At 69.1% G+C, this 24,178-nt stretch carries 26 protein-coding genes and 1 tRNA gene; 13 read left to right on the top strand and 14 right to left on the bottom strand.

Annotation, left to right across the window (positions count from 1 at the left end):
- The first annotated feature begins 174 nt into the window (after positions 1 to 174).
- Genes rfbB through rfbD form a run of 4 tightly spaced genes read left to right on the top strand, consistent with a single transcriptional unit; the run spans position 175 to position 3,546 of the window.
- On the top strand, positions 175 to 1,233 hold the full coding sequence (rfbB, locus tag KAH28_RS00855) for a dTDP-glucose 4,6-dehydratase (protein WP_290573908.1): 1,059 nt from the start codon (positions 175 to 177) through the stop codon (positions 1,231 to 1,233).
- Positions 1,230 to 2,111: a glucose-1-phosphate thymidylyltransferase RfbA gene (gene rfbA, locus KAH28_RS00850; RefSeq protein WP_290573907.1), complete on the top strand. Its 882-nt coding sequence runs from the start codon at positions 1,230 to 1,232 to the stop codon at positions 2,109 to 2,111. The genes rfbB and rfbA overlap by 4 nt, the downstream gene beginning before the upstream one ends.
- Positions 2,108 to 2,656, top strand: a complete 549-nt coding sequence (rfbC, locus tag KAH28_RS00845; RefSeq protein ID WP_290573906.1) for a dTDP-4-dehydrorhamnose 3,5-epimerase — start codon at positions 2,108 to 2,110, stop codon at positions 2,654 to 2,656. Before rfbA ends, rfbC begins: the two co-directional genes overlap by 4 nt.
- The gene (gene rfbD, locus KAH28_RS00840) at positions 2,656 to 3,546 is read left to right on the top strand and encodes a dTDP-4-dehydrorhamnose reductase (protein WP_290573905.1); all 891 of its coding nucleotides are present in this window, start codon (positions 2,656 to 2,658) and stop codon (positions 3,544 to 3,546) included. The genes rfbC and rfbD overlap by 1 nt, the downstream gene beginning before the upstream one ends.
- Positions 3,547 to 3,556: 10 nt before the next feature.
- Here the strand turns inward: rfbD and KAH28_RS00835 are convergent, their stop codons facing one another.
- The 5 genes from KAH28_RS00835 to KAH28_RS00815 all read right to left on the bottom strand — a co-directional run bounded on the left by KAH28_RS00835 (position 3,557) and on the right by KAH28_RS00815 (position 8,463).
- Entirely contained in the window at positions 3,557 to 4,312 is a 756-nt protein-coding gene (locus KAH28_RS00835) for a YjbF family lipoprotein (RefSeq protein ID WP_290573904.1), read from the bottom strand.
- On the bottom strand, positions 4,309 to 6,507 hold the full coding sequence (locus KAH28_RS00830) for a YjbH domain-containing protein (protein WP_290573903.1): 2,199 nt from the start codon (positions 6,505 to 6,507) through the stop codon (positions 4,309 to 4,311). The genes KAH28_RS00835 and KAH28_RS00830 overlap by 4 nt, the downstream gene beginning before the upstream one ends.
- A 29-nt stretch (positions 6,508 to 6,536) precedes the next feature.
- Positions 6,537 to 7,337, bottom strand: a complete 801-nt coding sequence (locus KAH28_RS00825; protein WP_290573902.1) for an SLBB domain-containing protein — start codon at positions 7,335 to 7,337, stop codon at positions 6,537 to 6,539.
- 85 nt (positions 7,338 to 7,422) lie between these two features.
- Entirely contained in the window at positions 7,423 to 7,881 is a 459-nt protein-coding gene (locus KAH28_RS00820) for a hypothetical protein (protein ID WP_290573901.1), read from the bottom strand.
- 222 nt (positions 7,882 to 8,103) lie between these two features.
- The gene (locus KAH28_RS00815) at positions 8,104 to 8,463 is read right to left on the bottom strand and encodes a hypothetical protein (RefSeq protein ID WP_290573900.1); all 360 of its coding nucleotides are present in this window, start codon (positions 8,461 to 8,463) and stop codon (positions 8,104 to 8,106) included.
- A 225-nt stretch (positions 8,464 to 8,688) separates the two neighbouring features.
- Between KAH28_RS00815 and KAH28_RS00810 the strand changes: the two genes are divergently transcribed.
- The 5 genes from KAH28_RS00810 (at position 8,689) to KAH28_RS00790 (ending at position 12,298) form a co-directional block, all read left to right on the top strand.
- Positions 8,689 to 9,324, top strand: coding sequence for a TetR/AcrR family transcriptional regulator (locus KAH28_RS00810; RefSeq protein ID WP_290573899.1), 636 nt, complete (start codon positions 8,689 to 8,691; stop codon positions 9,322 to 9,324).
- Positions 9,325 to 9,422: 98 nt separating this feature from the next.
- The gene (locus KAH28_RS00805; protein ID WP_290573898.1) at positions 9,423 to 9,884 is read left to right on the top strand and encodes a glycine zipper 2TM domain-containing protein; all 462 of its coding nucleotides are present in this window, start codon (positions 9,423 to 9,425) and stop codon (positions 9,882 to 9,884) included.
- Positions 9,881 to 10,249 carry a hypothetical protein gene (locus KAH28_RS00800; RefSeq protein ID WP_290573897.1) on the top strand — a complete coding sequence of 123 codons (369 nt, stop codon included), beginning with the start codon at positions 9,881 to 9,883 and terminating at the stop codon, positions 10,247 to 10,249. The genes KAH28_RS00805 and KAH28_RS00800 overlap by 4 nt, the downstream gene beginning before the upstream one ends.
- A gap of 29 nt (positions 10,250 to 10,278) precedes the next feature.
- Positions 10,279 to 10,956, top strand: a complete 678-nt coding sequence (locus KAH28_RS00795; protein ID WP_290573896.1) for a response regulator transcription factor — start codon at positions 10,279 to 10,281, stop codon at positions 10,954 to 10,956.
- A gap of 13 nt (positions 10,957 to 10,969) precedes the next feature.
- Complete coding sequence (locus KAH28_RS00790) at positions 10,970 to 12,298, top strand: ATP-binding protein (protein ID WP_290573895.1); 1,329 nt, start codon at positions 10,970 to 10,972, stop codon at positions 12,296 to 12,298.
- A 13-nt stretch (positions 12,299 to 12,311) separates the two neighbouring features.
- Here KAH28_RS00790 and murJ read toward each other — a convergent pair whose 3' ends face one another.
- On the bottom strand, positions 12,312 to 13,871 hold the full coding sequence (murJ, locus tag KAH28_RS00785; protein ID WP_290573894.1) for a murein biosynthesis integral membrane protein MurJ: 1,560 nt from the start codon (positions 13,869 to 13,871) through the stop codon (positions 12,312 to 12,314).
- Positions 13,872 to 14,003: 132 nt separating this feature from the next.
- Here murJ and rpsT point away from each other — a divergent pair, with 132 nt between their 5' ends.
- Entirely contained in the window at positions 14,004 to 14,273 is a 270-nt protein-coding gene (gene rpsT / locus KAH28_RS00780; RefSeq protein WP_290573893.1) for a 30S ribosomal protein S20, read from the top strand.
- 281 nt (positions 14,274 to 14,554) lie between these two features.
- Positions 14,555 to 15,811: an ATP-grasp fold amidoligase family protein gene (locus KAH28_RS00775; RefSeq protein ID WP_290573892.1), complete on the top strand. Its 1,257-nt coding sequence runs from the start codon at positions 14,555 to 14,557 to the stop codon at positions 15,809 to 15,811.
- Between the two features lie 80 nt (positions 15,812 to 15,891).
- Here KAH28_RS00775 and proB read toward each other — a convergent pair whose 3' ends face one another.
- From proB to rplU, 6 genes are all read right to left on the bottom strand, one after another.
- A complete protein-coding gene (gene proB / locus KAH28_RS00770; protein WP_366918099.1) occupies positions 15,892 to 17,001 on the bottom strand; it encodes a glutamate 5-kinase in 1,110 nt (369 codons plus the stop codon).
- A 29-nt stretch (positions 17,002 to 17,030) separates the two neighbouring features.
- On the bottom strand, positions 17,031 to 18,089 hold the full coding sequence (gene cgtA / locus KAH28_RS00765; protein WP_290573890.1) for an Obg family GTPase CgtA: 1,059 nt from the start codon (positions 18,087 to 18,089) through the stop codon (positions 17,031 to 17,033).
- A 25-nt stretch (positions 18,090 to 18,114) separates the two neighbouring features.
- Positions 18,115 to 18,378 carry a Txe/YoeB family addiction module toxin gene (locus KAH28_RS00760; RefSeq protein ID WP_290573889.1) on the bottom strand — a complete coding sequence of 88 codons (264 nt, stop codon included), beginning with the start codon at positions 18,376 to 18,378 and terminating at the stop codon, positions 18,115 to 18,117.
- The gene (locus tag KAH28_RS00755; RefSeq protein WP_290573888.1) at positions 18,371 to 18,625 is read right to left on the bottom strand and encodes a type II toxin-antitoxin system prevent-host-death family antitoxin; all 255 of its coding nucleotides are present in this window, start codon (positions 18,623 to 18,625) and stop codon (positions 18,371 to 18,373) included. Before KAH28_RS00755 ends, KAH28_RS00760 begins: the two co-directional genes overlap by 8 nt.
- A gap of 144 nt (positions 18,626 to 18,769) precedes the next feature.
- Entirely contained in the window at positions 18,770 to 19,030 is a 261-nt protein-coding gene (rpmA, locus tag KAH28_RS00750; RefSeq protein ID WP_290573887.1) for a 50S ribosomal protein L27, read from the bottom strand.
- Positions 19,031 to 19,061: 31 nt separating this feature from the next.
- On the bottom strand, positions 19,062 to 19,376 hold the full coding sequence (gene rplU / locus KAH28_RS00745; protein WP_290573886.1) for a 50S ribosomal protein L21: 315 nt from the start codon (positions 19,374 to 19,376) through the stop codon (positions 19,062 to 19,064).
- A 226-nt stretch (positions 19,377 to 19,602) separates the two neighbouring features.
- Here rplU and KAH28_RS00740 point away from each other — a divergent pair, with 226 nt between their 5' ends.
- Together KAH28_RS00740 and KAH28_RS00735 are read left to right on the top strand one after the other, a co-directional pair.
- Positions 19,603 to 20,532, top strand: a complete 930-nt coding sequence (locus KAH28_RS00740) for a polyprenyl synthetase family protein (RefSeq protein ID WP_290573885.1) — start codon at positions 19,603 to 19,605, stop codon at positions 20,530 to 20,532.
- 19 nt (positions 20,533 to 20,551) lie between these two features.
- A tRNA-Pro gene (locus tag KAH28_RS00735) sits at positions 20,552 to 20,628 on the top strand.
- Positions 20,629 to 21,065: 437 nt separating this feature from the next.
- On the opposite strand, the gene KAH28_RS00730 is transcribed toward KAH28_RS00735, so the two are convergent.
- Positions 21,066 to 22,433, bottom strand: coding sequence for a sigma-54 dependent transcriptional regulator (locus KAH28_RS00730; protein WP_290573884.1), 1,368 nt, complete (start codon positions 22,431 to 22,433; stop codon positions 21,066 to 21,068).
- The gene (locus KAH28_RS00725) at positions 22,430 to 24,109 is read right to left on the bottom strand and encodes an ATP-binding protein (protein ID WP_290573883.1); all 1,680 of its coding nucleotides are present in this window, start codon (positions 24,107 to 24,109) and stop codon (positions 22,430 to 22,432) included. Before KAH28_RS00725 ends, KAH28_RS00730 begins: the two co-directional genes overlap by 4 nt.
- Positions 24,110 to 24,178: the final 69 nt, after the last annotated feature.

Genomic DNA, 24,178 nt, shown 5'->3' with positions numbered 1-24,178 from the left:
ACCCTGCCGGCGCCGGAGCCGGCATGCTAGCAGTTACTGCACTGCGGCAAAAACGTGCCCCGTCACGGAATCGGCGCGTTCATCGCATAATGTCGGCCTGTCGAACGCATCCGCGGCCGCGCTCAGCGCCGGCCCGGGAGCGGCCATCCTCGGGCGCACTTCCAAAGCTGCTGCATGAAACTTCTGGTCACAGGGGGCGCCGGGTTCATCGGCTCCGCATTCATCCGTCACGTGCTGCGAACGACCGACTGCGTGGTCGTGAACGTCGACAAGCTCACCTACTCGGCGAGCCCGGAGGCGCTGGAGGATGCCGCCAGCACCGGCCGCTACACGCTGGAGCGGGTCGATATCTGCGACGGTGCCGCGGTCGCCGGCGTGCTGGCGCGCCACCAGCCGGACGCCATCGTGCACCTGGCGGCCGAGTCGCACGTCGACCGGTCCATCGACGGGCCCGGCGCCTTCGTGCAGACCAACATCGTGGGCACCTTCGAGCTGCTGCAGGCGGCGCTACGCTACTTCGAGCAGCTGCCCGCCGAGCGAGCGACGCGCTTCCGCTTCCACCACGTCTCCACCGACGAGGTCTTCGGCAGCCTCGGCGCCGAGGGGCAGTTCACCGAAACCACCGCCTATTCGCCGCGCTCGCCGTATTCGGCCAGCAAGGCGTCGTCCGACCATCTGGTCCGTGCCTGGCACCACACCTACGGGCTGCCGGTGCTGCTGACCAATTGCTCGAACAACTACGGGCCCTATCAGTTCCCCGAGAAGCTGATCCCGCTGATGCTGCTCAACGCGCTGGAGGGCAAGGCGCTGCCCGTCTACGGCAACGGCAGCAACGTGCGCGACTGGCTCTTCGTCGAGGATCACGCCGCGGCGCTGCTCACGGTCCTGCGCGACGGCGCCGTGGGGCGCGACTACAACATCGGCGGCAACAGCGAGCGCCGCAACATCGAGGTGGTGCACACGCTCTGCGAGCTGCTCGACGAGCTGGCACCGGGCACGAGGCCGTATGCCTCGCTGATCACCCACGTGACCGACCGCCCTGGCCACGACCAGCGCTACGCCATCGATGCCACCCGCATCCGTGACGAGCTCGGCTGGCGCCCGCGCGAAAGCTTCGAGTCGGGTCTGCGACGCACGGTGACCTGGTATCTCGACCATCTCGACTGGTGCCAGGCGCTGCAGGCGCACGGCGACGCCCGCCGGCGCGCCGGACTGCGCGGAGCGACGGCATGAAGGGCATCATCCTGGCCGGCGGCAGCGGCACGCGGCTGTACCCGTCGACGCTGGCGGTGTCCAAGCAGCTGATCCCGGTCTACGACAAGCCGATGATCTACTACCCGTTGACCACGCTCATGCTGGCGGGCATACGGGAGTTCCTGGTCATCTCCACGCCGCAGGACACGCCGCGCTTCGAGCACCTGCTCGGCGACGGCGGGCAGTGGGGCATCCGCATCGAGTACTGCGTGCAGGACGCGCCCAACGGACTGGCCGAAGCCTTCGTGCTGGGCGCCGACTTCATCGGCGACGACCGCTGCGCCCTGGTCCTTGGCGACAACATCTTCTTCGGCCACGACCTCGTGCTGTCGCTGCGCAACGCCGCCGCGCGCGAGCACGGCGCCACCATATTCGCCTACCCCGTCAAGGATCCGCACCGTTACGGCGTGGTGGAATTCGACGCCGATCATCGCGCGCTGGGCATCGAAGAGAAGCCGCGGCAGCCGAAATCGCGCTACGCGGTCACCGGCCTGTACTTCTACGACCGACAGGTCACCGAACTCGCCCGGAAGGTGCAGCCGTCGGAGCGCGGCGAGCTGGAGATCACCGATCTCAACCGCCTCTATCTGCAGATGGGCTCCCTGCATGTCGAGCGCATGGGCCGCGGCAGCGCCTGGCTCGATACCGGAACCCACGACTCGCTGATGGAGGCGGGCAACTTCATCCACACCCTCGAGAAGCGCCAGGGCCTCAAGATCGCGAGCCCCGAGGAGGTCGCCTTCCGCTGCGGCTTCATCGACGTCGATGCCCTGCGCGCGCTGGCGGCACCGCTGCGCAAGAGCGGCTACGGCGCCTACCTCGAGCGCATCGCCGACGAAGGACGCGACGGCCCGTGAAGCGCCACGATACCGAACTCCCCGAGGTCTGCCTGATCGAGCCGACCGTGCACGGCGACGCCCGCGGCCATTTCATGGAGGCCTTCAAGCGCAGCGCCTTCCGCGAGCTCACCGGCGTCACCGACGATTTCATCCAGGACAACCAGTCGCGCTCGTCGCAGGGCGTGCTGCGCGGGCTGCACTACCAGATCGGCGCCCATCCGCAGGGCAAGCTGGTGCGCGTGCTGAGCGGCGCCATCTTCGACGTTGCCGTGGATATCCGTCGCGGCTCGCCCAACTTCGGCCGCTGGACCGGCCGGCACCTGTCCGCGGACAACCGCCTGCAGCTGTGGGTCCCCGCGGGCTTCGCGCATGCCTTCGTGGTGCTCAGCGCATCGGCGGACGTGCTCTACAAGGTGACCGACCGCTACGACCCCGACGGCGAGCGCGGCATCCGCTGGGACGACCCCGACATCGGCATCGACTGGCCGCTGGACGAGGCGCCCGCGCTGTCGGCCAAGGACGCAGCCGCGCCCATGCTGCGCGACGCCGAGGTCTTCGACTGATGCGCGTGCTGCTGGTCGGCGCCGGCGGTCAGCTCGGGGGCATGATCGCCCGGATCGGCGCCGACGGATGCGATCTGCACGCCGCCGACCGGACCCGCCTCGACATCACTGATGCCGGTGCCGTGCGCGAGGCCGTCACCGGCCTGCGGCCCGACATCATCATCAACGCCGCCGCCTACACCGCCGTCGACCGCGCCGAATCGGAGCCGGAGGCCGCGCATGCGATCAACGTCGATGGTGCGCGCCATCTGGCGCAGGCCGCCGCCGCCGTCGGGGCCCGAATGCTGCACGTGTCCACGGACTTCGTCTTCGATGGCCGCGCGTGGACGCCCTACGCACCCGACGCCGGGACGAACCCGCTGGGCGTCTACGGCCGCACCAAGCGCGACGGCGAGCGGGCGGTGATGGAAGCGGCCGGCGAGCACGCCACCGTCGTGCGCACCTCGTGGGTCTACGGCCCCGGCGGCCACAATTTCGTGCGCACGATGCTGCGCCTGATCGCCGAGCGCGACGAAGTCACGGTGGTCAGTGACCAGATCGGCGCACCCACGCACACTGCCGGACTGGCCGGCGCCCTGCTGGCCCTGTGCGAACACCCCGAGACCGGCGGCCGGATCCTGCACTGGAGCGACGCGGGCGCCGCGTCGTGGTTCGATCTCGCCGACGCCGTGCGCGCGATCATGCAGCGGCGGTGGCGGCACCTCGATCCGGGCGAGGTGGTGCCCATCTTCACCGAGGACTTCCCGACCCCGGCGCACCGACCGCCCTACAGCGTGCTCGACTGCCGCGCCGCGCGCGATCTGCTGGGCTGCCCGCCGAGCTGGCGGGAGCGCCTGGAGCACGCGCTGATGCGCGACGACGAGCGCTTCTGGCTGCCCGCCAGCGACTGACCGCACGCGATCAGTCCTGCTCCGCGGCCACCGGCGCCTCGGCGGCATCGTCGGCGACCGGCGCCGCGCCCTCCCGGCTGCGCCGGCGGCGCTCGCGCAGGGCCTTCTCGTAGTCCGGATAGAGGCGCTGCATGATGACGGTGTGCCGCGTTCCCGCAATGCGCTGGCGCGATATCTCCACCGTGCCGGAGGCGGGATCGACCCAGTACCGGTTCTCGGCGATGGCCTCGTCCCCGCGCGACACGCGCTCGGTCACCTGCACCAGGTCCACGATGTCCTTGCCCATGAGGACCGGCCGCGTGCCCCCCTCGCGCGCCAGCGTCAGCGTGTAGATGCCGCCGAGCCGGCGATCGGCACCTTCCGCGTAGATGGCGCCGCTGCGCTGCGAGGTGGTTCCGCGGGCAACCGGCACCGGCTCGACCGGCGGCAGCACATCGACGGCGCGCAGCAGATCGGTCCGGAAGCCCTCGGTGCCGACGACGCGTCCGCCCCTCAGCCACAGGGTCCGACCGTCGAAGGCGACCCATTCCTGAACACCGTCCACGATCCGGGCGAGGGCCATGCGGCCGGGCGGCCCGCCGTCGATGCTCACGGCCATCTGCGAGTACGGCAGGGGTATGGCCTCGAGCGTGGTCGAGACGGCTTCGGCATCGCGCTCGCGCGGCGTGGTCTCGACCGCGCGCTCTAGATCCCTGACCGGCGTGGAGACACCGCAGGCGCCGAGCGCGAGGGCCGCGGCAAGGACGAGAAGACGCTGTACCGTCATCGCAGCCAGTCCCGGGCGCTGCCCTGATAGACGCTGCGCGACGTGCTCAGATCCAGCGCGTCGTAGAGCGCACGGCCGGCGCGCACCTTCTGGCCGCCGTCGCGCGTCAGCGGCCGGTAGAGGAACTCGGCCTCGCCGCGTCCGCCCGCGGGGCTGAACAGGCCGATGGGAATGGACAGATAAAAGCCCTTGTCGAAGGATCCCTCGCCGAACTCCTCCGTGGAGGCGTCGGTACGGGTGGCGAAGACCCCGAAGCGCACGCCGCTGGCGAACTCGCGGGAGATGTCGAGCGTGCCACCGATATCCCCGGCGAGATAGCGGCCGGCACTGAGCACCACGCGCAGATCCTGCCAGGGCAGCTCGTGATAGTAGGTGAGATGCCCCGTGGTCACCTCGTAGTCCTGGAAACCGAAACGCTGCTCGAAATCACGCTGTCGCACGCGTGCGACATCGGCCCCCAGGGCCCATCGTGCGCCGGACGGCCGGTACAGGACTTCGCCGGCGACGCCGCCGAACATCTCCTCGAAGATGCCGGCCGACACCCGGCCGTAGACATCGCTGACGATCGGGAACAGGTAGTTGGTCTCCAGCTGCGCCAGGTAGAAGTCCTTGCCCTCGCGCAGGTAGTCGCCGACGTTGCTCCGCACCGGCGGCAGGCCGCTGGGGAAGCGCTGCTGGAGGCGGTTGCCGATGTTGTCGGCAACGTTCACGCCCAGCGCGCCGGACACGCTCCAGCCCGGCGTGAGCTGCACGGTCGCCGAGAGACGGGCGAGTATCTGGCCGACCACGAAGGCATCCGGCCCGCCGATGTTGGAGCGGAACTGCGGATTGAACGCGGTGCTGAGGCTCGGATAGCGCAGCAGGTCACGATAGGCCGCCCCGCGATAGCCGCGCGCGCTGGTGGGCAGCACGCGGACGAACTCGGCGAACTCGGCGGCGGTCCAGTCACCGCCGGCGGCGCGATGGAAGGCCTCGCTAGGCATCGTGACGCGCACCGCCTCGGTGCCGCCGACCATCTCCACCATCACGAAGCGATCGTAGGTCACCCCGGCGTTGCGCAGGACCGCGCGTGCCGCACGCCCGGCCGCCTGCGGAATGCTGTGGCCCAGCGTCTGGCTGTACCAGGCGGTGAGCACGCTGTCATCGGCGTCGGCATCGAGGGCGTGCAGGCGCAGCCCCTGCCGCCGCATGTCGCGCCGGATGCGCTCCACCACCGCGTGGTCCAGCGGATTGTCGATGGGCGCGCGCATCATGCTGGGGTAGGCCGGCACCGGTGCCGGCATGGACTGCAGGACGTTCTCCGGCCCGGCGTCGTATTCGAGATTGCCGGCCATCGAGACCTGCGCGGCGAACTCGTTCCCGCGCTGCCAGCCGACGCCGATGTCGATGGCATCGAACAGGCGATAGCTGGCCCCGATGTTGACCCGCGAATCGACATCCTGGGGGTTGTCCAGCGGCTCCGACTGGTAGTCGTTGCCCTCTACCTCGGCGAACAGCGACAGCGGCCCGCCGCCCGGCGTCCAGACGATGCCGCCGAAGAAGGCGGTGGCGCCGCGAAAGTAGGTCTGCGGTTCCAGCTGTCCGCCGAGGCCGGAACCCGCGGCCGGCCGCTCGTCGAAGCGGTCGGCGAACATCCCGAAGGGATTGTCGATGTCATCGCCGCTGCCCAGGCGCCCCCAGCCGACACCGAAGTGGACATCGAAGTCGTGATAACGACGGCTGGCCACGATGTACTCGGAGCCGAGCAATCCGGTGCCGGCGATGTCCATGAGACCGAGCGAGACCGCGGGCAGCCAGCGCGACTCCTTCCACAGGCGGATCTGCAGGTCCACGCCCTTGTCGGTGAAGCGGCGGGACACCGACTGCGGGTTCTCGTCCGGCGGCCGTCCCGCGACGTAGCTGTAGTCGCGGTTGCTGATGTCGAAGTAGCGGATGTTGCCCTGGATCCAGTCCAGCGGCTGCACGTGCATGAAGACCGTGCGGTAGGGCGAGAACAGCCCGATACCGGTCCCCAGCGCGCCCTTGCCCAGGCTGCGCGCGGTCGGCGTCTGCATGAGCCCGACCTGCCCGTACTGATTGACCCAGTGCGCGGGCTGGGCCGCTGCGAGCGCGCTCGCCAGCATGCCGGCACAGCCCGCCAGCACGGCGAGCGCAGAGACCGCGCGGCACCGGTCAGCGCGCGTCGGCAGCATCATCGCGAGGGGGAACGCGCATGCGAGCGCGATCAGTCTTCTGCGCCGTGCGCCGACGCGCCCGCCGGGATCACGCCGGGCGACGGCGCTCCGTCACCGGGAACGCGGATCACCGATCCGGGCGGGACATTCTCGGGCTGGTAGTGCCACGGATTCGGGTGCAGCGGGCGCGCGCTGCCCTGCGGCAGATACACCGTCACCTCGCCGCGATGCGCGCCGCTCGCCCAGCCACCGGCCTGCTCGATATAGGCAGCCACCGTGGCACCCGGCTCGAAATCGACCAACCCGGGCTCGGCGACCGCACCGACAACCGCCACGCTGCCGGCGCGATACGGCACGAACACGATATCGCCGCCCTGCAGGACGGCGTCGGCGTCGGGGTCGCGCATGCGCGTGACGGCGTCGACAGCCACCGGCACCCGCATCAGGCAGCCATCCGCCGCCAGGGCGTCGCGCGCTGCGTCGAGGATCGCATCCGACCCGGACGCCCCCATCGCGATCTGGGTGGCCGTGGATGCCTGCGCCATGCCACGCCCGGCACCGGCGGCCATGCCGGCAGACGGTCGCAGCAGCACCGCACCGAGCGGAAATGCGCCTTCGACCAGCCCGCCCGCCTGCGCGATCACGTCGCTGGCGCGCGCACCATTGTCGGGCACTACCGCACCCGGCTCGGCAACCGCACCGACGAGGTGCACGGCACCGGAGGCGAAGTGTGACTGCAGGACCGCGCCGTCGCATGCCGAAGCGACCGCGTTGCCGCACGCCAGCATGACCGTCAGCCCCAGCGCGAGCCGCGCGACGGGACGCGGACTGGACGTACGCCCCGGTTTCATGGCCGGGTTCACGGAACGGGCGCCGGAATCAAAAAAAGGGCGGCAGTGCCGCCCTTTTTCGAACATCGGAAACGAGACCGACGCGCTACTGCGTGCTGGAGGACGTCGAAGTCGACGTCGTGGTGGTCGTCGTATCGTCGTCGTCATCGTCGTCATCGTCGTCGTCGTCGCCGGGCGCGGCGGCGGCGTCGGCATCATCGTCGTCGATGATGGCCACGAGGCCGATGCCGACGATGGCCACGGCGGTCCCGATGGTCGCCGGGAGCGCGACGGGGGACACCAGGAGGCCGGTCTTCTTGGCGGCGGCAACGCCCGAGGACGTCAGCGCATAGCCACCATCGACCGCCACGAGATCGCCGGCAGCGACGGCCTCGTCGACGTTGTCATAACCGAGCTCCTTGCTCACGCTCTCGGCCTGCGAATTGGTCAGCGGCTTGGCGTCCGGGGCGGCCTGTTCCTGGGCGACAGCCGTCGAGGTATAGGTCAACGCCGGAACCGTGGCTGCCAGAACCGCAACAGACGCGGCCGTGATCACTTTTTTCATGACAACTCCCGTTATGATCAGATGATTGTCGAACACCGCGCACGCACTGTCAACGCAGTGCACCGGCTGATGACGGATTGATTACAACCGCAATGTAACAATTTTTAAGCACGTTCAAGCACGATTCGTGCCCGGACGGCATGGCGCACGATCGTGGCTTGCGCCGCGCTGAACGAGCGGCGCGCTCGCCGACCCATTTCGGTGCACCGGCGACGCGGACGCTCATGGTTCCCCGGAACCGCTCGCCGGATCGGTGGCATCGTCGTCTCGGACCGGCCGGGCAATATCCTGGCCGGCATTGAAGCCGCCCGCCAGAGCCCCGTAAACCACGCGCGCGCTCGCCGCCCCCAGCGCACTCGCCTGCCCCGGGATGGGACGTCGCGAGTCGGACCACACCAGGAGCTGCCAGCGCTCCACCAGTTGCGCGCGGTCCATCGTGCCGCTGCTGTCCAGCGGCACCCATTCCGGGTCCTCGGCATTCGCGGGCAGCACCACGCCCGCCGCCGCCAGGGCAACGACCGGAACGCACAGGGCGCGCGCGGACAGCCGGATCGAGCGCCACGAGGATGAACGGTCTCTCATGCCTGCATCATATCGACAGAACGGGCACGCAGTCAGTGACAATGCGATCCGATTTCGTGAGCGAGCGCACGGTCGCCGCGACCCGGCGCACCCACGGTGGCCATTGATCGCATCAATGCGCGCATCCCGACCCGCCCGATGGCCGTTGATGTGCAAAACGGCCACATTCGGCGGCGAAGCCCTGCTCGGGCGCGTTACCATCCACCGTAGGGGGACATCGAAACCATGCCGCGCAAAGCTTCCCAGCAACCGTCCGCGACCCTGCAGGCGATCCGTGATCACGCGTTCACGCTCTTCGGGCGGCACGGCTACGAAGGCGTGTCCATCGGCGAGATCGCGGGACACGCCAAACTGTCGAAGGGCGCGCTCTACTGGCACTTCCCGGGCAAGGAGGCACTGTACCTGGACTGCCTGATGCGGCTGCACGCGATCTTCAACGAGCACATCTTCGATCGCATGCGCGCATGCGGTGACCCGGTGACCCGCATCCTCATGCTGTTCAACGGCCTCGGCAACATGCTCGCGGACCCGCGCGTGCAGACCGGCGTGGCGGGATACTGGCTGACGCCGATGCGCTCCACCTCGCCGCGCGTGGACGAGGCCCAGCGCGCATTCGAGTGCACGTCGCGGGAGGTCATCGTGGAGACGCTGCGCGAGGGCGTCGCGCGCGGCCACTTCGACTACCAGGATGACCTGGAGGAAATGGCGTCCGCGATCATGGCGCTGGTGGAAGCCATCATCCTGCCGCTCCGTCACCAGGAGCACAGCGAGGTCAACACCATGCTGAGCGTGCTGGCCCGCACGCTGTTCCGTGCCTATGCCAAGAGCAGTGACCTGGTCGAGCGCGCCCGCGCGATCTGACACACCCGCCTCGCCTGCCGCCTTGGCCGCCGGTCAGACAGTTAAGGGCATATTCATTGCTTCGCGATAGGGTATCGGGCTATCAACGGAGAACTGCCATGCCCCACCGCCTGACACTGCTGCTGCTCCTCGGCGCGATCGCTCCCGCGACGTTCGGCCAGGTTCGCGCACCGGTGGTGGACACGCGGCCGTTCTACCGGGAAGGCAGCACGACCGAGCTCCGCGAGGTCTGCGAACGCCGTCGGAGCGACTTCCTCGGCGGACGCGGCGGACAGATCCTGGGCGGCGTGGCCGGCGGGTTCGCCGGCAGCGCGATCGGATCCGGCACGGGCCGCAAGGTCGCGACGGTGGCCGGAGCGGTCATCGGTTCCGAGATCGGGCGCCGCGAGTTCGACCGGCCGCGCACGCGCTGCAGCGTCGCCGAGGTTGCCGTGCCCACGCGCGAGGTCGCCGGTTACGACGTCATCTACGAGCAGGACGGCCGGCTCTGGCGCACACGCACGACCGAGCAGCCGGGCGCGACCATCAGCGTGCCGGATCGCTCGCCGGGGGCGCGATGACGCGTGCCGTCCGCGAACACCGCCTGCCCTGGCCCGCGGTTGTGGCCGCACTGCTCGGCTGCGGACTGGCCGGCGCGGCGCACGCGCAGCTCGGCGACCGCCTGAAGGAAACCGTGCCCCGTCCGGGCACGCTGATACCGGACGCCGGCGAAAGCCGTGCGGGCGGCGGCATCGGCGACGCCATGCACCGTTCGCGCGAGCCGCGGTTCCTGAATCGCGCGCAGGCGGCCGAGCGTGCCCGGCGCGATCATGGCGGCCGGGTGCTGTCCGTGGGGTGGACGGGGTCGGAGTACCGCGTCAAGCTGCTGCGGCAGGGGGAGGTCCGCATCGTGTCGGTACCGGATGCCCCCGCATCGCCCCAATAAGACCCCAGAACACCCGGGAGCCATCGACAATGCGACTGCTGATCATCGAGGACGAGCGCGATCTGCTCGACCAACTCGCCGGGCTGCTCGGCAACGAGGGCTATACCGTCGAGAAGGCGGCCAACGGCGAGGATGGCGGCTGGATGGCGTGCGAGTTCGCCCTCGACCTCGCCATCGTCGACCTCGGACTGCCGGACATTTCCGGTGTCGATGTCATCCGCAAGCTGCGCGCGGAGGACAAGAGCTATCCGGTACTGATCCTTACCGCGCGCGATGGCTGGCAGGCCAAGGTCGAGGCACTGGAGGCGGGCGCCGACGACTACGTCGTCAAGCCCTTCCATGAGGAGGAGCTGCTTGCACGCGTGCGCGCCCTCCTGCGCCGGGCCACCGGCTGGGCCAGCTCCGAGATCAGCTCCGGCCCGTTCACGCTCGACACGCGCGGCCGCAGCCTGGATCGCGAGGGCGAGGCCATCGAGCTGACCGCCTTCGAGTACAAGGTGCTGGAGTACCTGCTGCTGCACGCCGGCGAGGTCATTTCCAAGACGCGGCTGTCCGAGCACATCTACGACGAGGAAACCGAGCGCGACAGCAACGTCATCGAGGTCTTCGTCCGCCGGCTGCGCGCCAAGCTCGATCCGGACGACGCGCTGCACCCGATCGAGACCCTGCGCGGACAGGGCTATCGCTGGTCGCTGCCACGCGGGTGACCCCCGCGCCCGCATGCCCTTCATCCCCACCTCGCTGCGCTCGCGCCTCATCGTAGGCGCGCTGGCGGTGCTGGCCACCTTCCTGACCGCCGCCGGCATCGGCCAGGAACGCGCCTTCCGCGCGGCCGCGCTCAGCGCGGAGCAGGACAAGAGCCGCGGCCTGGTGTTCGCGCTGCTGGGCGCCACCGAGCCCTCGGCGCGCGGCGGCCTGGTGATCGGCGACTTCGACCTCCCCGACCCGCGCCTGACACAGCCCGAATCCGGCCTTGCCGCCTGGCTGCTCACCCGGGATGGTCAGGTCGTGTGGCGCTCGCCGAGCGCACTGCACGCACCGCCCGACCACGGTCTCGGCGACGTCGGCGAGTTCCGCTTCGAGGAGACCGAGGACCACTTCCTCACCAGCTATCACCTGCGCTGGATCGGCACCGATGCCGAGGCCCGCCACTATCGGCTGCTGGTCGAGACCACCAAGACCCCCTTCCGCGAGCAGCTTTCCACCTACCGGCGCCAGCTGCTCGGCTGGCTGCTGGCGGCAGCGGCCGGACTGCTGCTCTCGCTGACCGTCGTGCTGGGCTGGCTGATCACCCCCGTGCGCCGCATGGAACGCGAGCTGCGCGCGGTGGAGCGCGGCGACAGCGGCGAGATCAGCGGCCAGTATCCCGACGAGCTCCAGCCGCTGGCGGTGGCGCTGAACGCGATGGTGCAATCCGAGCGGAGTCAGCAGCAGCGCTACCGCAACGCACTCGGCGACCTCGCGCACTCGCTCAAGACGCCGCTGGCCGTGCTCGACGGCATGCTGCGCGAGGGCACCACCGATGCCGCACGCACGCGCGAGCAGGTCGACCGCATGCGGCGCATCACCGAGCACCAGCTCGCCCGCGCCAGCCACGCCGGCCGCCGCGCGCTGGCCGAACCGGTGGAACTCGCGCCGTTGATCGGCAAGATCAGCAGCTCGCTGAGCAAGGTCTACGTCGACCGGGGCACCGATATCGCCCAGACCATCGAACCCAATCTGCGCGCCCGCGCCGACGAGGGCGATCTCTACGAGCTCTTCGGCAATGTGCTGGACAACGCCTGCAAATGGTGCGAGGGGCGCGTGCGACTCACCGTGGCGCGCGACGGCAGCATGATCGTCATCACGGTCGAGGATGACGGCCCCGGCTTCCCCGAAGACGCCGATGCCATGCTCAGGCGCGGGCAGCGCGCCGACGAGCGCAAGCCCGGCCAGGGCCTCGGACTGGCATCGGTAAAGGACCTGGTGGAGCTCTACGAAGGCACCATCGTCATCGACCGCAGCCGCGATCTCGGCGGTGCACGACTGGTGGTACGGATCCGCGCCTGACCAAGCGGCAGCGCTAGCGTCGCCGCAGCGTGCGCAGCGTCGCCAGCGGCCGCAGCCCCAGCAGGGCCAGCGCCAGCAGATAGCTGAGCGCCGCCGCCGCGATCACCGCGAGCAGCCCCAGCGCCCGGCTCAGCGCGGCGGCGTCGAGCCAGTCACCGAAGCCGTGCGCACCCGCAGCGGCCACCGCTGCCATCACCGCGCTGGCGATGGCGATGCGCACGACATAGCGCATCCAGCCGGGGCGCGGCGCGTAGACGCCGTCGCGGCGCAGACGCGCGTAGAGCAGCCCCGCGTGCAGCCAGCTCGCCGCGGCAGTGGCCCCGGCGATACCGACGTGCGGCCGGTCATGGCCGGCCATGACCAGCGCGGTGGTCAACGCCACCGACACCACCATGCCGGCGCCGAAGGCGATCGCACCCAGCCGCAGCGGCTGGACGGTGTCCTGCCGCGCGTAGAACGCCGGGATGAACACCTTGACCAGCGAGAACCCAATGAAGGCGAAGGCATAGGCCACCAGCGCGGCCGCCGTCATGGCGACGTCGCGCTCGGTGAAGGCGTTGTGGTGGAACAGCGTGGCAACGATGGGCTCGGCCAGCACCAGCAGCCCGAGCGCGGCGGGAATGCCGAGCAGCAGCACCAGCCGCAGCGCCCAGTCGAGCGTGCCGCTGAAGCCCTCGGCATCCTTGCCCGCGAACTGGCCGGAGAGATACGGCAGGATCACGGTGGCGATGGCGATGGAGAACACCCCCAGGGGGAACTCCATCAGGCGGTCGGCGTACCACAGCCAGCTCACGCTGCCATCGCCGGGCAGGAAGGACGCGATCACCGAATCGAGCAGCAGGCTCAGCTGCGAGATCGAGGCACCCAGCATGATCGGCAGCATGAGCAGCACGATGCGCCGCACTGCCGGATCCCGCCAGCCCGCGCTCGGGCGTGGCATGAGCCCGAGCTTCCACACCGATGGCAGCTGGAAGCAGAGCTGCAGCACACCGCCGATCAGCACCGCGATGGCCAGCGCCTCGACCGATGGCGCGTAGAGCAGCGCCGCGGCGATCAGGCAGAGATTGAGCAGCACCGGCGTGATCGCCGGCACCGCGAACCGCCCGTGCGCGTGCAGGATGCCCGAGGCCAGTGCCGCGAGCGAGATGAACAGCAGATACGGGAAGGTCCAGCGCAGCAGCGTGACGGCGGTCGCGAACTTCTCGGCGTCGGCCATGAAGCCGGGCGCGAACAGGCTCATCAGCAGCGGTGCGGCGAGCACGCCGGCCGCGGTGATCAGCAGCAGGAAGGCGCCCAGCGTCGAGGCGACGGCGTCCACCAGCCGCCGGAGTTCCTCCTCGCTGCCCTGCGCCTGGGTTTCCTTCAGGACCGGCACGAAGGCCTGCTGGAAGGCGCCCTCCGCGAACATGCGGCGGAACAGGTTGGGAATGCGGAACGCCACGAAGAAGGCGTCCATCGCCGCGCCGGCGCCGAACAGCGCCGCCTGCAGCATGTCGCGCAGGAAGCCGAGCAGGCGCGACAGCAGGGTCGCGGCGCTGACCACACCGGAGGACTTCAGAAGGGAACGGGACATGCGGGCGGAGACTGCGCGGGGGGCCTGCGCTCGGTTGACAAGCCGTGAAGGCGCGAGAATACTACGCGACCTTTTTCGGGGCCCTCCCCCGGAACCCAGATCGCCTCACCGGTTTGTATTGCGGAGTCACCGTTGGCCAACTCGCCCCAGGCGCGCAAGCGCGCCATCCAGAATGAAAAGCGCCGCTCGCTGCATGCCTCGCAGCGCTCGATGGTCCGTTCCTCCATCAGGAAGGTCGTCAAGGCCGTCGAGTCCAGGAATATCGACGAAGCGCGCAGCGCCTACAAGGAAATGGTGCCGCTGCTCGACCGCTACGCCGGTCGCGGCCTGATCCACAAGAACAAGGTCGCGCGCCACAAGCACCGGCTGCAGAAGCACATCAAGGCCCTCGAGAGCGCCTGATCGCGTGACCCGCGCCGCGACATGCGGCGCTTCATCGTGGTTCCACCGAAAAGCGGGAGCGCCCGGCGCATCCCGCTTTTCGCGTTATGGCCGACGCCCCGGCTCGAGAAGCCGGCGGACCGCCTCCGCGCCCGACGGGATTGCTCCGGCGCTCATGCGCAACGCCGTGCCCCCCGGCAAATCGACAACGCCGATGAGGGCGGCTAACCTTTCCAGCCGCGACAGCGGGACCGCGGCACTTCGCGCCCGCGGCAAGAACGATTTCTGTGGCGAACCGATCAATGCCTCCGGCTCCGGAAAAGTTCCACCCGACACCCGCTGATCGGCCTGCCCGCGACTTCCTGACCTTCATACGGCAGCGGTTTCGCAACAAGGCCGAGCTCATCGGTGATCCGGTTCCCTGGGAGCTGGATGACAAACTTGCCGCATACGTCTTCGGCGAGCGCAATGGCTGCGCAACGCCCGTGCGAAGACGCTTCGACTCGTTGTCCGAGCTGTGGGCTGCGGCGCACGAGATGGATGCCTTTGTCATCAAGCAACCGGGTTGGCACTCATCCATCGGCATCCACGTGCTGCAACGACTGGCCGAAAATCACCACGAGCGAGGCCGCGAGGAAGAGCGGTTTCTGAACCTCCTGACCCTGCGAACCGTGTCCGCGGATGCGATAGGCAACATTCAGGACCAGGATCCGGAGTACTGGGTGCTCGAGGAATTGATCCCTTCGCACATCCCTGGCAAGGCCGTGCCACCGGACTACAAGGTCTACTGCTTCAACGGCGAGCCCGGATTCGTGCTCCAGATTGATCGCAACGCCTCGCCGCCGCGCGGCGCGATATTCGATGCCGCGATGCTGCCGCTGGAACACGGCCGCCACTACCACTTCGACACGACGAAGATGGCGGTCGGCAACCACATACTGCCGCTTTACCCGGCTCAGCTACTGCACGCAGCGTCGAGGCTAGCCAAAGCGACCGGCAGCAGCTTCGTCAGTGTCGACATGTACGACGGGCCGGTGCTCGGCGAGCTCACGTTCGCCCCTGGTGGTCCCGCACACGGCATGATCAGCTTCTCGCCCGAAGTCCTGCAGGAGCTGGATCGATGGATATGCGGGTCGCCCGTCACAGCACTTTCTGGGCTCGGCGTCGATCTGCACGCGATTCGGCGGGCCTGCGCGGACGAGGACCGCCCGCTGCTGGATGCATCGTCGCAGTACGCACATCTCGCGAGCGCCGCGGCTGCCGGAGATCTGCGCTACGGCCGAGCGTTCCCCGACTTTCCCGATACCGACCGGCTGCGCCAGCATTGGGCCCTCGCGGCCCGAATGATCGGCCTCATCAACGGGGACCGGGAACGCGCCCTGCAGATCTATCGTGTTGTCCAGAAGGCAGCGGGATTCCTGGTCGGCCTGGAGAGAGCCGACGAGTATGAGCAGCTTGCCCTCTCGTTCTGCGCCGAACGCGCCAGCACCAGCGCATGGCATGCCCGCATGCAGGAGCGGCTGCAGTCGGAACGGGAGGCCCGATTGAAACGCGCCTGAATCGACCACCGGCCATCGCGGCCGGCAATACCCCGCCGTTCAGCCGGCCGGAACGGCGACGTGCGGGCTGCGCTAGCGCCTCAGCTGAGCGCGAGGTCATCCCGGTGGATGAGCTCGGACTCCCCGACATAGCCCAGCCGGTCGTTGATCTCGCGCGTGGGCACACCGCAGATGCGGGTCGCCTCGGCGGCGCTGTAGTTGACCAGCCCGCGCGCGATCTCGGCGCCGTCCGGTGCCACGCAGCGCACGACATCGCCGCGCGAGAACTGCCCCTCCACCGACCGCACGCCCACCGGCAGCAGGCTGGCGCCGCCGCCGCGCAGCGCCCTGACTGCGCCCTCGTCGAGATGCAGCACGCCGCGGGACTGCAGCTGCCCGGCGATCCAGCGCTTGCGCGCGCCGATGCGCATCTCGTCGGCGTGCAGCATCGTGCCCAGTTCGGCCTCGCCCTCCAGCAGGCGCACCAGCACGCGCTCGCGCCGACCGTGGGCGATGATGGTGCTGGCGCCGGAACGCGCGGCCCAGCGCGCGGCCGTCAGCTTGGTGCGCATGCCGCCGCGGCCCAGCGCGCCCATGCCATCACCGGCCATGTCGTCGAGCCGGGGGTCGGACACGCCGATGTCGTGGATCAGCTCGGCGGCGTCGTCCTGTCGCGGGTCGCGGGTGTACAGACCGTCCTGGTCGGTGAGGATGATCAGCGCCTCGGCCTCCACCAGATTGCAGACCAGCGCGCCGAGGGTGTCGTTGTCCCCCAGGCGGATCTCGTCGGTGGAGACCGTGTCGTTCTCGTTGACCACCGGCACGACGCCCCACTCCAGCAGCGTGCGCAGCGTGCTGCGGGCATTGAGATAGCGGCTGCGCTCGGCGACATCCTCGTGCGTCAGCAGCACCTGCGCGGTGTTGAGGCCGTACTGCGCGAAGGCGTTCTCGTAGGCGCGCACCAGCCCCATCTGCCCGACCGCCGCGGTGGCCTGCAGCGCGTGCAGGGTGCGCGGGCGCTGGCTCATGCCGAGACGCGCGCGCCCCTCGGCGACCGCGCCGCTGGATACCAGCACGACCTGCACGCCGGCGCGCAGCAGCTCGGTGATCTGGCCGACCCATTCCGCGATGGCGTCACCATCCAGCCCCTTGCCCTGATTGGTGACCAGGGAGCTGCCCACCTTGACCACGAGGCGTCGCACCCCCTGCATGGCGCCGCGATCGAATCCGCCGCCGCGGCTCACGGTGCCACCTCCTCGTCGGCCCGGCCGTCGGCAGCGGCGGCATCCTCGGCCCGACGCGCCTCCAGCCAGTCCATCACCGCACGCGCCAGCGGCTCCAAGCCGGTTCGCTGCACCGACGAGATCAGATACCAGGGATGCGGCCATTCGAGCTCGGCGACTGCTTCCTCGGCCAGCGCCCGCGCGGCGTCCTCGTCCATCAGGTCCGCCTTGGTGAACACCAGCCAGCGCGGCCGTTCGGCGAGCCCGGCACTGTACTGCGCCAGCTCGGCATCGATGGTGCGCACCTGGCCGGTGAGGTCACCGTCCACCGGAACCAGATCGACCAGCTGCAGCAGGAGGCGCGTGCGCGACAGGTGTCGCAGGAAGCGATGCCCCAGACCGGCACCATCGGCGGCGCCCTCGATGAGGCCCGGGATATCGACCATGACGAAGCTGCGCAGCGGGTCCACCGCCACCACGCCCGGCTGCGGGTACAGGGTCGTGAACGGATAGTCGGCGATCTTCGGCCGCGCCGCGGACATTGCGGACAGCAGCGTCGACTTGCCGGCATTCGGGAGGCCGGCGAGGCCGACGTCCGCCATCACCGCCAGTTCCAGCCGCAGATGCCGCGACTCGCCGGCGTAGCCGGGCGTGCTCTGCCGCGGCGCCCGGTTGACGCTGCTCTTGAAGCGGGTGTTGCCCAGTCCGCGGGCACCGCCGCGGGCGAGCATGATGCGCGGCGTCGCCGGCGTGATCTCGCCCAGATACTCTTCGGTGTCCTCGTCGTGGATGATGGTGCCGAGCGGCATCGGGATCTCGATGTCCGAGCCCGCCGCGCCGGTGCGGTTGGCCTTGCCGCCGGACTCGCCGTCCTCGGCGCGGAAGCGGCGCGAGAAGCGCATGTCGGCCAGAGTGTTGAGGCCACTGTCCGCCACTGCGTAGACATTGCCGCCGTGGCCGCCGTCGCCGCCATCCGGACCGCCGAAGGGCACGTACTTCTCGCGGCGGAACGAGACATGGCCGGCACCGCCGGAACCGGCATCCACACGGATTCTGCTTTCGTCGACGAACTTCACGGCTGGTTGGCTCGGTTGGCGGCGGCTAGTTGTAGTGGTATCGACAAGCGACGATCATCAGATCGTCGTTCTCGACGGTGTAGACGAGACGGTTGGTCTCGTCGATGCGCCTGGACCAGAACCCGCTCAGATTTTCCCGCAGCGGCTCCGGTTTGCCGATTCCGGAGAAGGGGTTGCGGACCGCGTCCCGGATCAGAAGGTTAATACGCTTCAGTGTCTTGCGATCCTGCTTTTGCCAGTACTGGTAGTCGTTCCAGGCTTCCAGCGTCCACAGGATGCGGCTAGGCATCGTCCAGCTGGCGCTGCTTCGCTTCGCCGCTTCGAAGCTGCGCGATCGAGCGCTCAAGATGCGCCACGTTGGCGGGCGAACGCAGCAGATGCGCCGTTTCCATCATGCTGTTGAAGGTATCGAGCGACATGACCACCGCATCCGGCGCATCGCGACGGGAAATCACGGTGTAGTCAGCGTCATCCACCACCGTATCGATCACCTTCTTCAGGCTCTTCCGTGCTTCGGAGAAGTTCACGATCCTCATGCGCGCAACCTGTACTGTTCACTGTACTAATTTAGCGCCGCCCACCGGAATGGGCAACGCGCCATTTCGTGGCAACCCAATGAAAAAGGCCCCGTTCCCGGGGCCCTTTCACACGGTCGCCTTGGAGGCCGGATCGCGTCCGGATCAGGCCTCGGCCGGCGCGACGATGTTGACGACCGTGCGGCCGTGGCGCGGTCGGAACTCGACCTTGCCGTCGGCCTTCGCGAAGATGGTGTAGTCGCGGCCCATGCCGGCGTTGTCGCCGGGGTGCATCTTGCTGCCGCGCTGGCGCACGATGATCGAGCCGGCACGCACCTGCTCGCCGCCGAAGCGCTTGACGCCCAGGCGCTTGGATTCGGAATCGCGGCCGTTCCGGGTACTGCCGCCAGCCTTCTTGTGTGCCATATCGAGCTGCTCCTGTTCGGTTCAGCGGCGCTCAGGCGCCGGCGATGTCGGTGATGCGAACCGCCGTGTAGTTCTGGCGGTGGCCCTGCCGCTTCATGTGATGCTTGCGGCGGCGGAACTTGATGATGTGCACCTTGTTGCCACGGCCGTGCTCCAGCACCTCGGCCGTGACCCTGGCGCCGTCGACCAGCGGAGCGCCGACCCTGGCGTCCTCGCCCTCGCCGACCATCAAGACCTGGTCGAAATCAATGGTGTCACCGACAGCGGCGTCAAGCGTTTCGACGCGCAGCGCATCGCCCTTGCTGACGCGATACTGCTTGCCGCCGGTTTTGATGATGGCGTACATCAGATGTGCTCCGGAATCCTGCGGGGGCGATCCGCTCGGCCTGGGCCCGGGATCGACAAGGCGCGCGATGATACGCCGGGGTCGCGCCAAGGTCAACGAATCGGGGCCCCGCAGGCCCGCCGGCGCCCGCTCGTCTACACTTTCGTCCGCGATCGGCGCCAAGCCGTGCCCCACACATGCCCGCCCTATGGATTTCAAGGACTGCACAGCGCCGGTTGATGAGGACATGCGCGCCGTCGACGCGCTGATCCGCGACCGTCTGCGCTCGGACGTCACGCTCATCAACGAGATCGCCGCGCACATCCTGCGCAGCGGCGGCAAACGCCTGCGCCCGGTCCTCGTCCTGCTCGCCGCGCGCGCCTTCGGGCGATGCGATCAGCGCGGCCATCTGGTGGCCGCCATCGTCGAGCTGATCCATACCGCCACCCTCCTTCACGACGACGTCGTGGACGAGACCGAGCGCCGTCGCGGCCAGGCCACCGCCAACGCCGCCTTCGGCAACGCCGGGGCCGTACTGTCCGGCGACTTCCTCTATTCACGCAGCTTCCAGCTCATGGTGGAAGTCGATGACATGCGCATCATGCGCGAGCTCGCCGACACCACCAACGCCATCGCCGAGGGCGAGGTGCTGCAGCTCATGCGCTGCGGCGACCCCGACGCCGACGAAGCCGGCTACCTCGAAGTCATCGAGCGCAAGACCGCCCGACTGTTCCGCGCCGCCACCGGCCTCGGGGCGCTCATCGCGGGCGCCGATGCCGACGGCATCCGGGCCGCCCAGGACTACGGGCTCAGTCTCGGCATGGCCTTCCAGGTGGTCGACGACCTGCTCGACTACCTGGCCGATCCCGAGGTCTCCGGCAAGAACCTCGGCACCGATCTCGCCGAGGGCAAGCCGACCCTGCCCCTGATCCGGGCGATGTCGGTGGGTGACGCCGCGACGCGCGACTACCTCCGCGGCGCCATCAGCGACGGCGGATCGGCGGATGTCGCCGCGGTGCTGCGCGCCGTTGAATCCACCGATGCGATCCACTACACTTCCGCCGCCGCGCAGCGGCATGCGGCCGATGCCAAGCAGGCACTCGCCGCCATGCCGCCTTCCGCGTTCAGGGACGCCATGAGCGGGCTCGCGGATTTCACCGTCAAGCGCGCCAGCTGACGGCAGCGGCAACACAGTTCGGGGTGTAGCTCAGCTTGGTAGAGCGCTTCGTTCGGGACGAAGAGGTCGTAGGTTCGAATCCTGTCACCCCGACCAAATCCCGCTTCATCGATACCTTTGCGCAGCGTCGCCCTTCGGGCGACAGAGGTCGTAGGTTGTTCGGTCCATCCATGGACCGAACCCTTCGGGCTCCCTGACGGTCGCGTGGATCGGCTTTCCTGCCGATCCATCGAATCCTGTCACCCCGACCAAATCCCGCTTCATCGATACCTTTGCGCGGCGTCGCCCTTCGGGCGACAGAGGTCGCAGGTTGTTCGGTCCATCCATGGACCGAACCCGCTTGAAAGGGGACAGTACACTTAATTCGCAACCGAATTGCTCGATGCCGCTCGACCCTGCAGGGAATTAAGCATACTGTCCCCTTGGTGCGCCGTTCTCTTTACTGCTCTGGCCTGCTCCGCCTGCTGCTCACGGCCGAGCGGCCCCATGATCCATGAGGGTTGCGCGGATCGACCGCCGCGGGCGCCGGCGATTCAGTCGCGCCGCCGGATGCCGTGACGCTTGAGCTTGTACCAGAGAGTGCGTTCGCTCATCCCGAGCAATACCGCGGCGCGTGTCTTGTTGTCGTCGGTCGCGCTCAGGGCCGCACGCAGGTAGCGCGCTTCGAGGGCGTCCTGGGCTGCCGCGAGATTGAAGTCGGCCAGGGGCGCGGGCGTCTGCGGATCGCCGGCAGCCGCCTGCTGCGCGAGCGGGAAATGCGGCACATCCAGCAGATCGGCACTGCCCGCCAGGATCAGGGCGCGCTCGACCATGTTGCGCAGCTCCCGGACGTTGCCGGGCCATGCATAGGCCGTGAGTTGCTCCGCGGCCGCGTTGCTGATCCGATGCGCCGCACGCGCACCGCCGATCTCGCCCACGAGGTGGGACGCCAGGTCGAGAATGTCCTCGCGCCGCGCGCGAAGCGGCGGCAGCGCGATGCGGAACACATCCAGCCGATAGAGGAGATCGCTGCGCAGCCGCCCTTCTTCCACTGCGACAGCGGGATCGCGATTGCAGGCGGCGAGCACGCGCAGGTCGAGCTTGCGGCTGCGATTGGAGCCCAGTCGCTCGACGGTCTGGTCCTGCAGCACCCGCAATAGCTTCGCCTGCAGCGCCATCGGCATCTCGGTGATCTCGTCGAGAAACAGGGTCCCCCCGCTGGCCAGCTCGAATCGCCCCTCGCGCTCGGCCACGGCCCCGGTAAAGGCGCCCTTCTCGTGGCCGAACAGTTCGCTCTCGAGCATGTCGGCCGGTATGGCGGCGCAATTGATCGGGACGAAGAGCCCGTCCTGCCGATCGGATGCGGCGTGCACCGCGCGCGCCACCAGCTCCTTGCCGGTACCGGTCTCCCCGACCACGAGCACGCTCGCCGTGGTCGGCCCCACCTGGTCGATCGCCTGTCGCACCGACCGGATGGCGGCGCTGCGTCCGACCAGCCCGTGGCGGGCATCGCCGATCTGGCCGCGCAGGAAGCGGTTGGCGCGGAGCAACCACCCCTGCTGGATGACCCGCTCGATGGCCAGCTCGAGTGTCTCGCGATCGAAGGGTCGTTGAAGGAAGTCGAGCGCCCCGAGCTTCATGGCACTCACCGCGGTATCGATGCTGCCGTGGGCGGAGATCATGATCACGGGCTGCTGCATGGTTTCCGCGCGCATGCTGCGCAGCAGCTCGATACCGTCCACCCGCGGCATGCGGAGGTCGCTGATCACCAGATCGAAATCGCCGGCGCGCAGCAGCGCCATGGCCTCGCCACCGTCGCCCGCGACATCGCTGTCGTGCCCCATGCGCTCCAGCATGATCTGCAGCACGCGCCGCATGCCGGCCTCGTCATCGACCACCAGGATGCGGAGCGGCTCGCTCATGCGCGCACACTCGCCGACCGCGGCAGCCGGACTTCGAAGCAGGCGCCCGACCGGGTGGGAATCACGCGCACGTCGCCGCCGTGCGCCCGCGTGATCTCGCGCACGACCGCCAGGCCGATGCCCAGCCCTCCCTCCCGCCGGTGCACGAAGGGCTCGAACACCTGTTCGTGCTCGGCCTCGGGGATGCCCGGCCCGTCGTCGTGCACGCGCAGCCGCAGGCTGTCGGCATCGTCGCGGGTCGACAGCGCAATGCTGCCGCCGCGCGGCAGGATCTGGATGGCGTTGAGCAGCAGATTGAGCAGCACCTGCAGCATCTGTTCTCCGTCCACTTCCACGACAGGATCGGCCGCGCCGCGCTCGAAGCGCAGCGCGACATCCTTCTCTCTCGCCTGGGCCCCCACCATCGCCATGCCCCGCTCCACCAGCACCTCGATATCCTGCGCGACGACCTGCGGCGCGCGCGTCCGGGTGCTGTCCAGCAACGCGTTGACCAGGCGGGTCAGTCGCTCGGTTTCGGAGAGTATGAACCCGACCAGCTCCCGGCTCTGCTCATCCAGCGCATCCGAGTCGATGGTCTGCGCGGACGAGCGCAGGATCCCCAGCGGTGTGCGGATCTCGTGAGCCATGACCGCCGCGAACTCACCCACCGCGGCCAGCTTGGCGGCAAGCACGAGCTTCTGCCGCTGACTCTCGAGATCGCCCACCATGCGCGCCAGCGCGTCACGCAACGCGTCGACCTCCGACGGCGCCCGCTCGAGGGCCGGCGGCCTGCCCGCACCGCCCTGTCCGAGTGCGCGGGCGTAATCGCTCAATCCCACCAGCGGCCGGGCGACGCGGGCGGATACCAGGGTCGCGACGAGCACGATCAGGATGCCGGCGAGCACCAGAAGGCCGGCGAAGGCAAAGGCCATGCGGCGAATCGGGGCGAGTGCGCTGTCGCGGCTCTGCTGGATCCGGGTGTGCCATGCGGTTTCGGCGAGACCGGCGACGGGCTCGGCCGCGGCGGACCCGGTGAGGTACTGCGCGGCGCCGTCGCCGGCCATCGTTCGCCAGCCCCGACTCGATGCGATGCGCACGCCATCCGGCCCGTACACCGCGGCGGCCCGGTGCTCACCGCTGGCCGCATCCAGCACGCCGGTCACGCTGCTCCAGTCGATCACCAGCAGCAGACGTCCCAGCAGCGCATCGTCGAAACGCGACCGCAGCCCGATCGAGAGCGTCGCATGCGGGTCCGTCGGCGCATCGGCCGGGAGACACAGCGCCAGCGCGAAAATGCCGGCGGCACAGCGCTCGCCGGCCGGATACGGTGCGCCGATGCGCCGCGCATCGCTGCTCGCGACCATCACCCCCTCGGGATCGACGACGTGCAGCGCCCGGTAGCTATCGGCGTAGCGACGCTGGCTGTCGGAGAGAAAGGTGGACAGGCGCTTGTCCACGTCGTCCACCGCCACATCCTGCATGACCTCCAGTTCGCTCCAGGTGATGGCGTTCTGCGCGCGCTCGAACAGCATCTGTCGCAGTTTGGCCGACACGCCGTCCGCCTGAGCCACCAGGTTGGCCTGGATCTCGGAGCGCACGATGCTTTCCGTCTGCCAGAACGCCAGCAGCATCATCAGGGCCGCGGGCGGCAAAGCGACCACCGAGAACGCGATCAGCAGCAGCCGGCGTAGACTCAAGCGATGATCCATTCGGCCGCCGGCGACAACCACGGGCGCGCGGGGGCATGCTCCCCGCGGAACATCCGG

It is taken from the genome of Algiphilus sp., from assembly GCF_023145115.1.
Taxonomy (GTDB): domain Bacteria; phylum Pseudomonadota; class Gammaproteobacteria; order Nevskiales; family Nevskiaceae; genus Algiphilus.
This window is presented reverse-complemented; position numbering and strand designations above follow the sequence as displayed.

Bases quoted from the DNA above. Each gene is read 5' to 3' on its own strand.
- rfbB (WP_290573908.1), top strand. From the start codon at position 175: ATGAAACTTCTGGTCACAGGGGGCGCCGGGTTCATCGGCTCCGCATTC.
- rfbA (WP_290573907.1), top strand. From the start codon at position 1,230: ATGAAGGGCATCATCCTGGCCGGCGGCAGCGGCACGCGGCTGTACCCG.
- rfbD (WP_290573905.1), top strand. From the start codon at position 2,656: ATGCGCGTGCTGCTGGTCGGCGCCGGCGGTCAGCTCGGGGGCATGATC.
- KAH28_RS00835 (WP_290573904.1), bottom strand. From the start codon at position 4,312: ATGACGGTACAGCGTCTTCTCGTCCTTGCCGCGGCCCTCGCGCTCGGC.
- KAH28_RS00830 (WP_290573903.1), bottom strand. From the start codon at position 6,507: ATGATGCTGCCGACGCGCGCTGACCGGTGCCGCGCGGTCTCTGCGCTC.
- KAH28_RS00825 (WP_290573902.1), bottom strand. From the start codon at position 7,337: ATGAAACCGGGGCGTACGTCCAGTCCGCGTCCCGTCGCGCGGCTCGCG.
- KAH28_RS00820 (WP_290573901.1), bottom strand. From the start codon at position 7,881: ATGAAAAAAGTGATCACGGCCGCGTCTGTTGCGGTTCTGGCAGCCACG.
- KAH28_RS00815 (WP_290573900.1), bottom strand. From the start codon at position 8,463: ATGAGAGACCGTTCATCCTCGTGGCGCTCGATCCGGCTGTCCGCGCGC.
- KAH28_RS00810 (WP_290573899.1), top strand. From the start codon at position 8,689: ATGCCGCGCAAAGCTTCCCAGCAACCGTCCGCGACCCTGCAGGCGATC.
- KAH28_RS00805 (WP_290573898.1), top strand. From the start codon at position 9,423: ATGCCCCACCGCCTGACACTGCTGCTGCTCCTCGGCGCGATCGCTCCC.
- KAH28_RS00800 (WP_290573897.1), top strand. From the start codon at position 9,881: ATGACGCGTGCCGTCCGCGAACACCGCCTGCCCTGGCCCGCGGTTGTG.
- KAH28_RS00795 (WP_290573896.1), top strand. From the start codon at position 10,279: ATGCGACTGCTGATCATCGAGGACGAGCGCGATCTGCTCGACCAACTC.
- KAH28_RS00790 (WP_290573895.1), top strand. From the start codon at position 10,970: ATGCCCTTCATCCCCACCTCGCTGCGCTCGCGCCTCATCGTAGGCGCG.
- murJ (WP_290573894.1), bottom strand. From the start codon at position 13,871: ATGTCCCGTTCCCTTCTGAAGTCCTCCGGTGTGGTCAGCGCCGCGACC.
- KAH28_RS00775 (WP_290573892.1), top strand. From the start codon at position 14,555: ATGCCTCCGGCTCCGGAAAAGTTCCACCCGACACCCGCTGATCGGCCT.
- proB (WP_366918099.1), bottom strand. From the start codon at position 17,001: ATGCAGGGGGTGCGACGCCTCGTGGTCAAGGTGGGCAGCTCCCTGGTC.
- KAH28_RS00760 (WP_290573889.1), bottom strand. From the start codon at position 18,378: ATGCCTAGCCGCATCCTGTGGACGCTGGAAGCCTGGAACGACTACCAG.
- KAH28_RS00755 (WP_290573888.1), bottom strand. From the start codon at position 18,625: ATGAGGATCGTGAACTTCTCCGAAGCACGGAAGAGCCTGAAGAAGGTG.
- rpmA (WP_290573887.1), bottom strand. From the start codon at position 19,030: ATGGCACACAAGAAGGCTGGCGGCAGTACCCGGAACGGCCGCGATTCC.
- rplU (WP_290573886.1), bottom strand. From the start codon at position 19,376: ATGTACGCCATCATCAAAACCGGCGGCAAGCAGTATCGCGTCAGCAAG.
- KAH28_RS00740 (WP_290573885.1), top strand. From the start codon at position 19,603: ATGCGCGCCGTCGACGCGCTGATCCGCGACCGTCTGCGCTCGGACGTC.
- KAH28_RS00730 (WP_290573884.1), bottom strand. From the start codon at position 22,433: ATGAGCGAGCCGCTCCGCATCCTGGTGGTCGATGACGAGGCCGGCATG.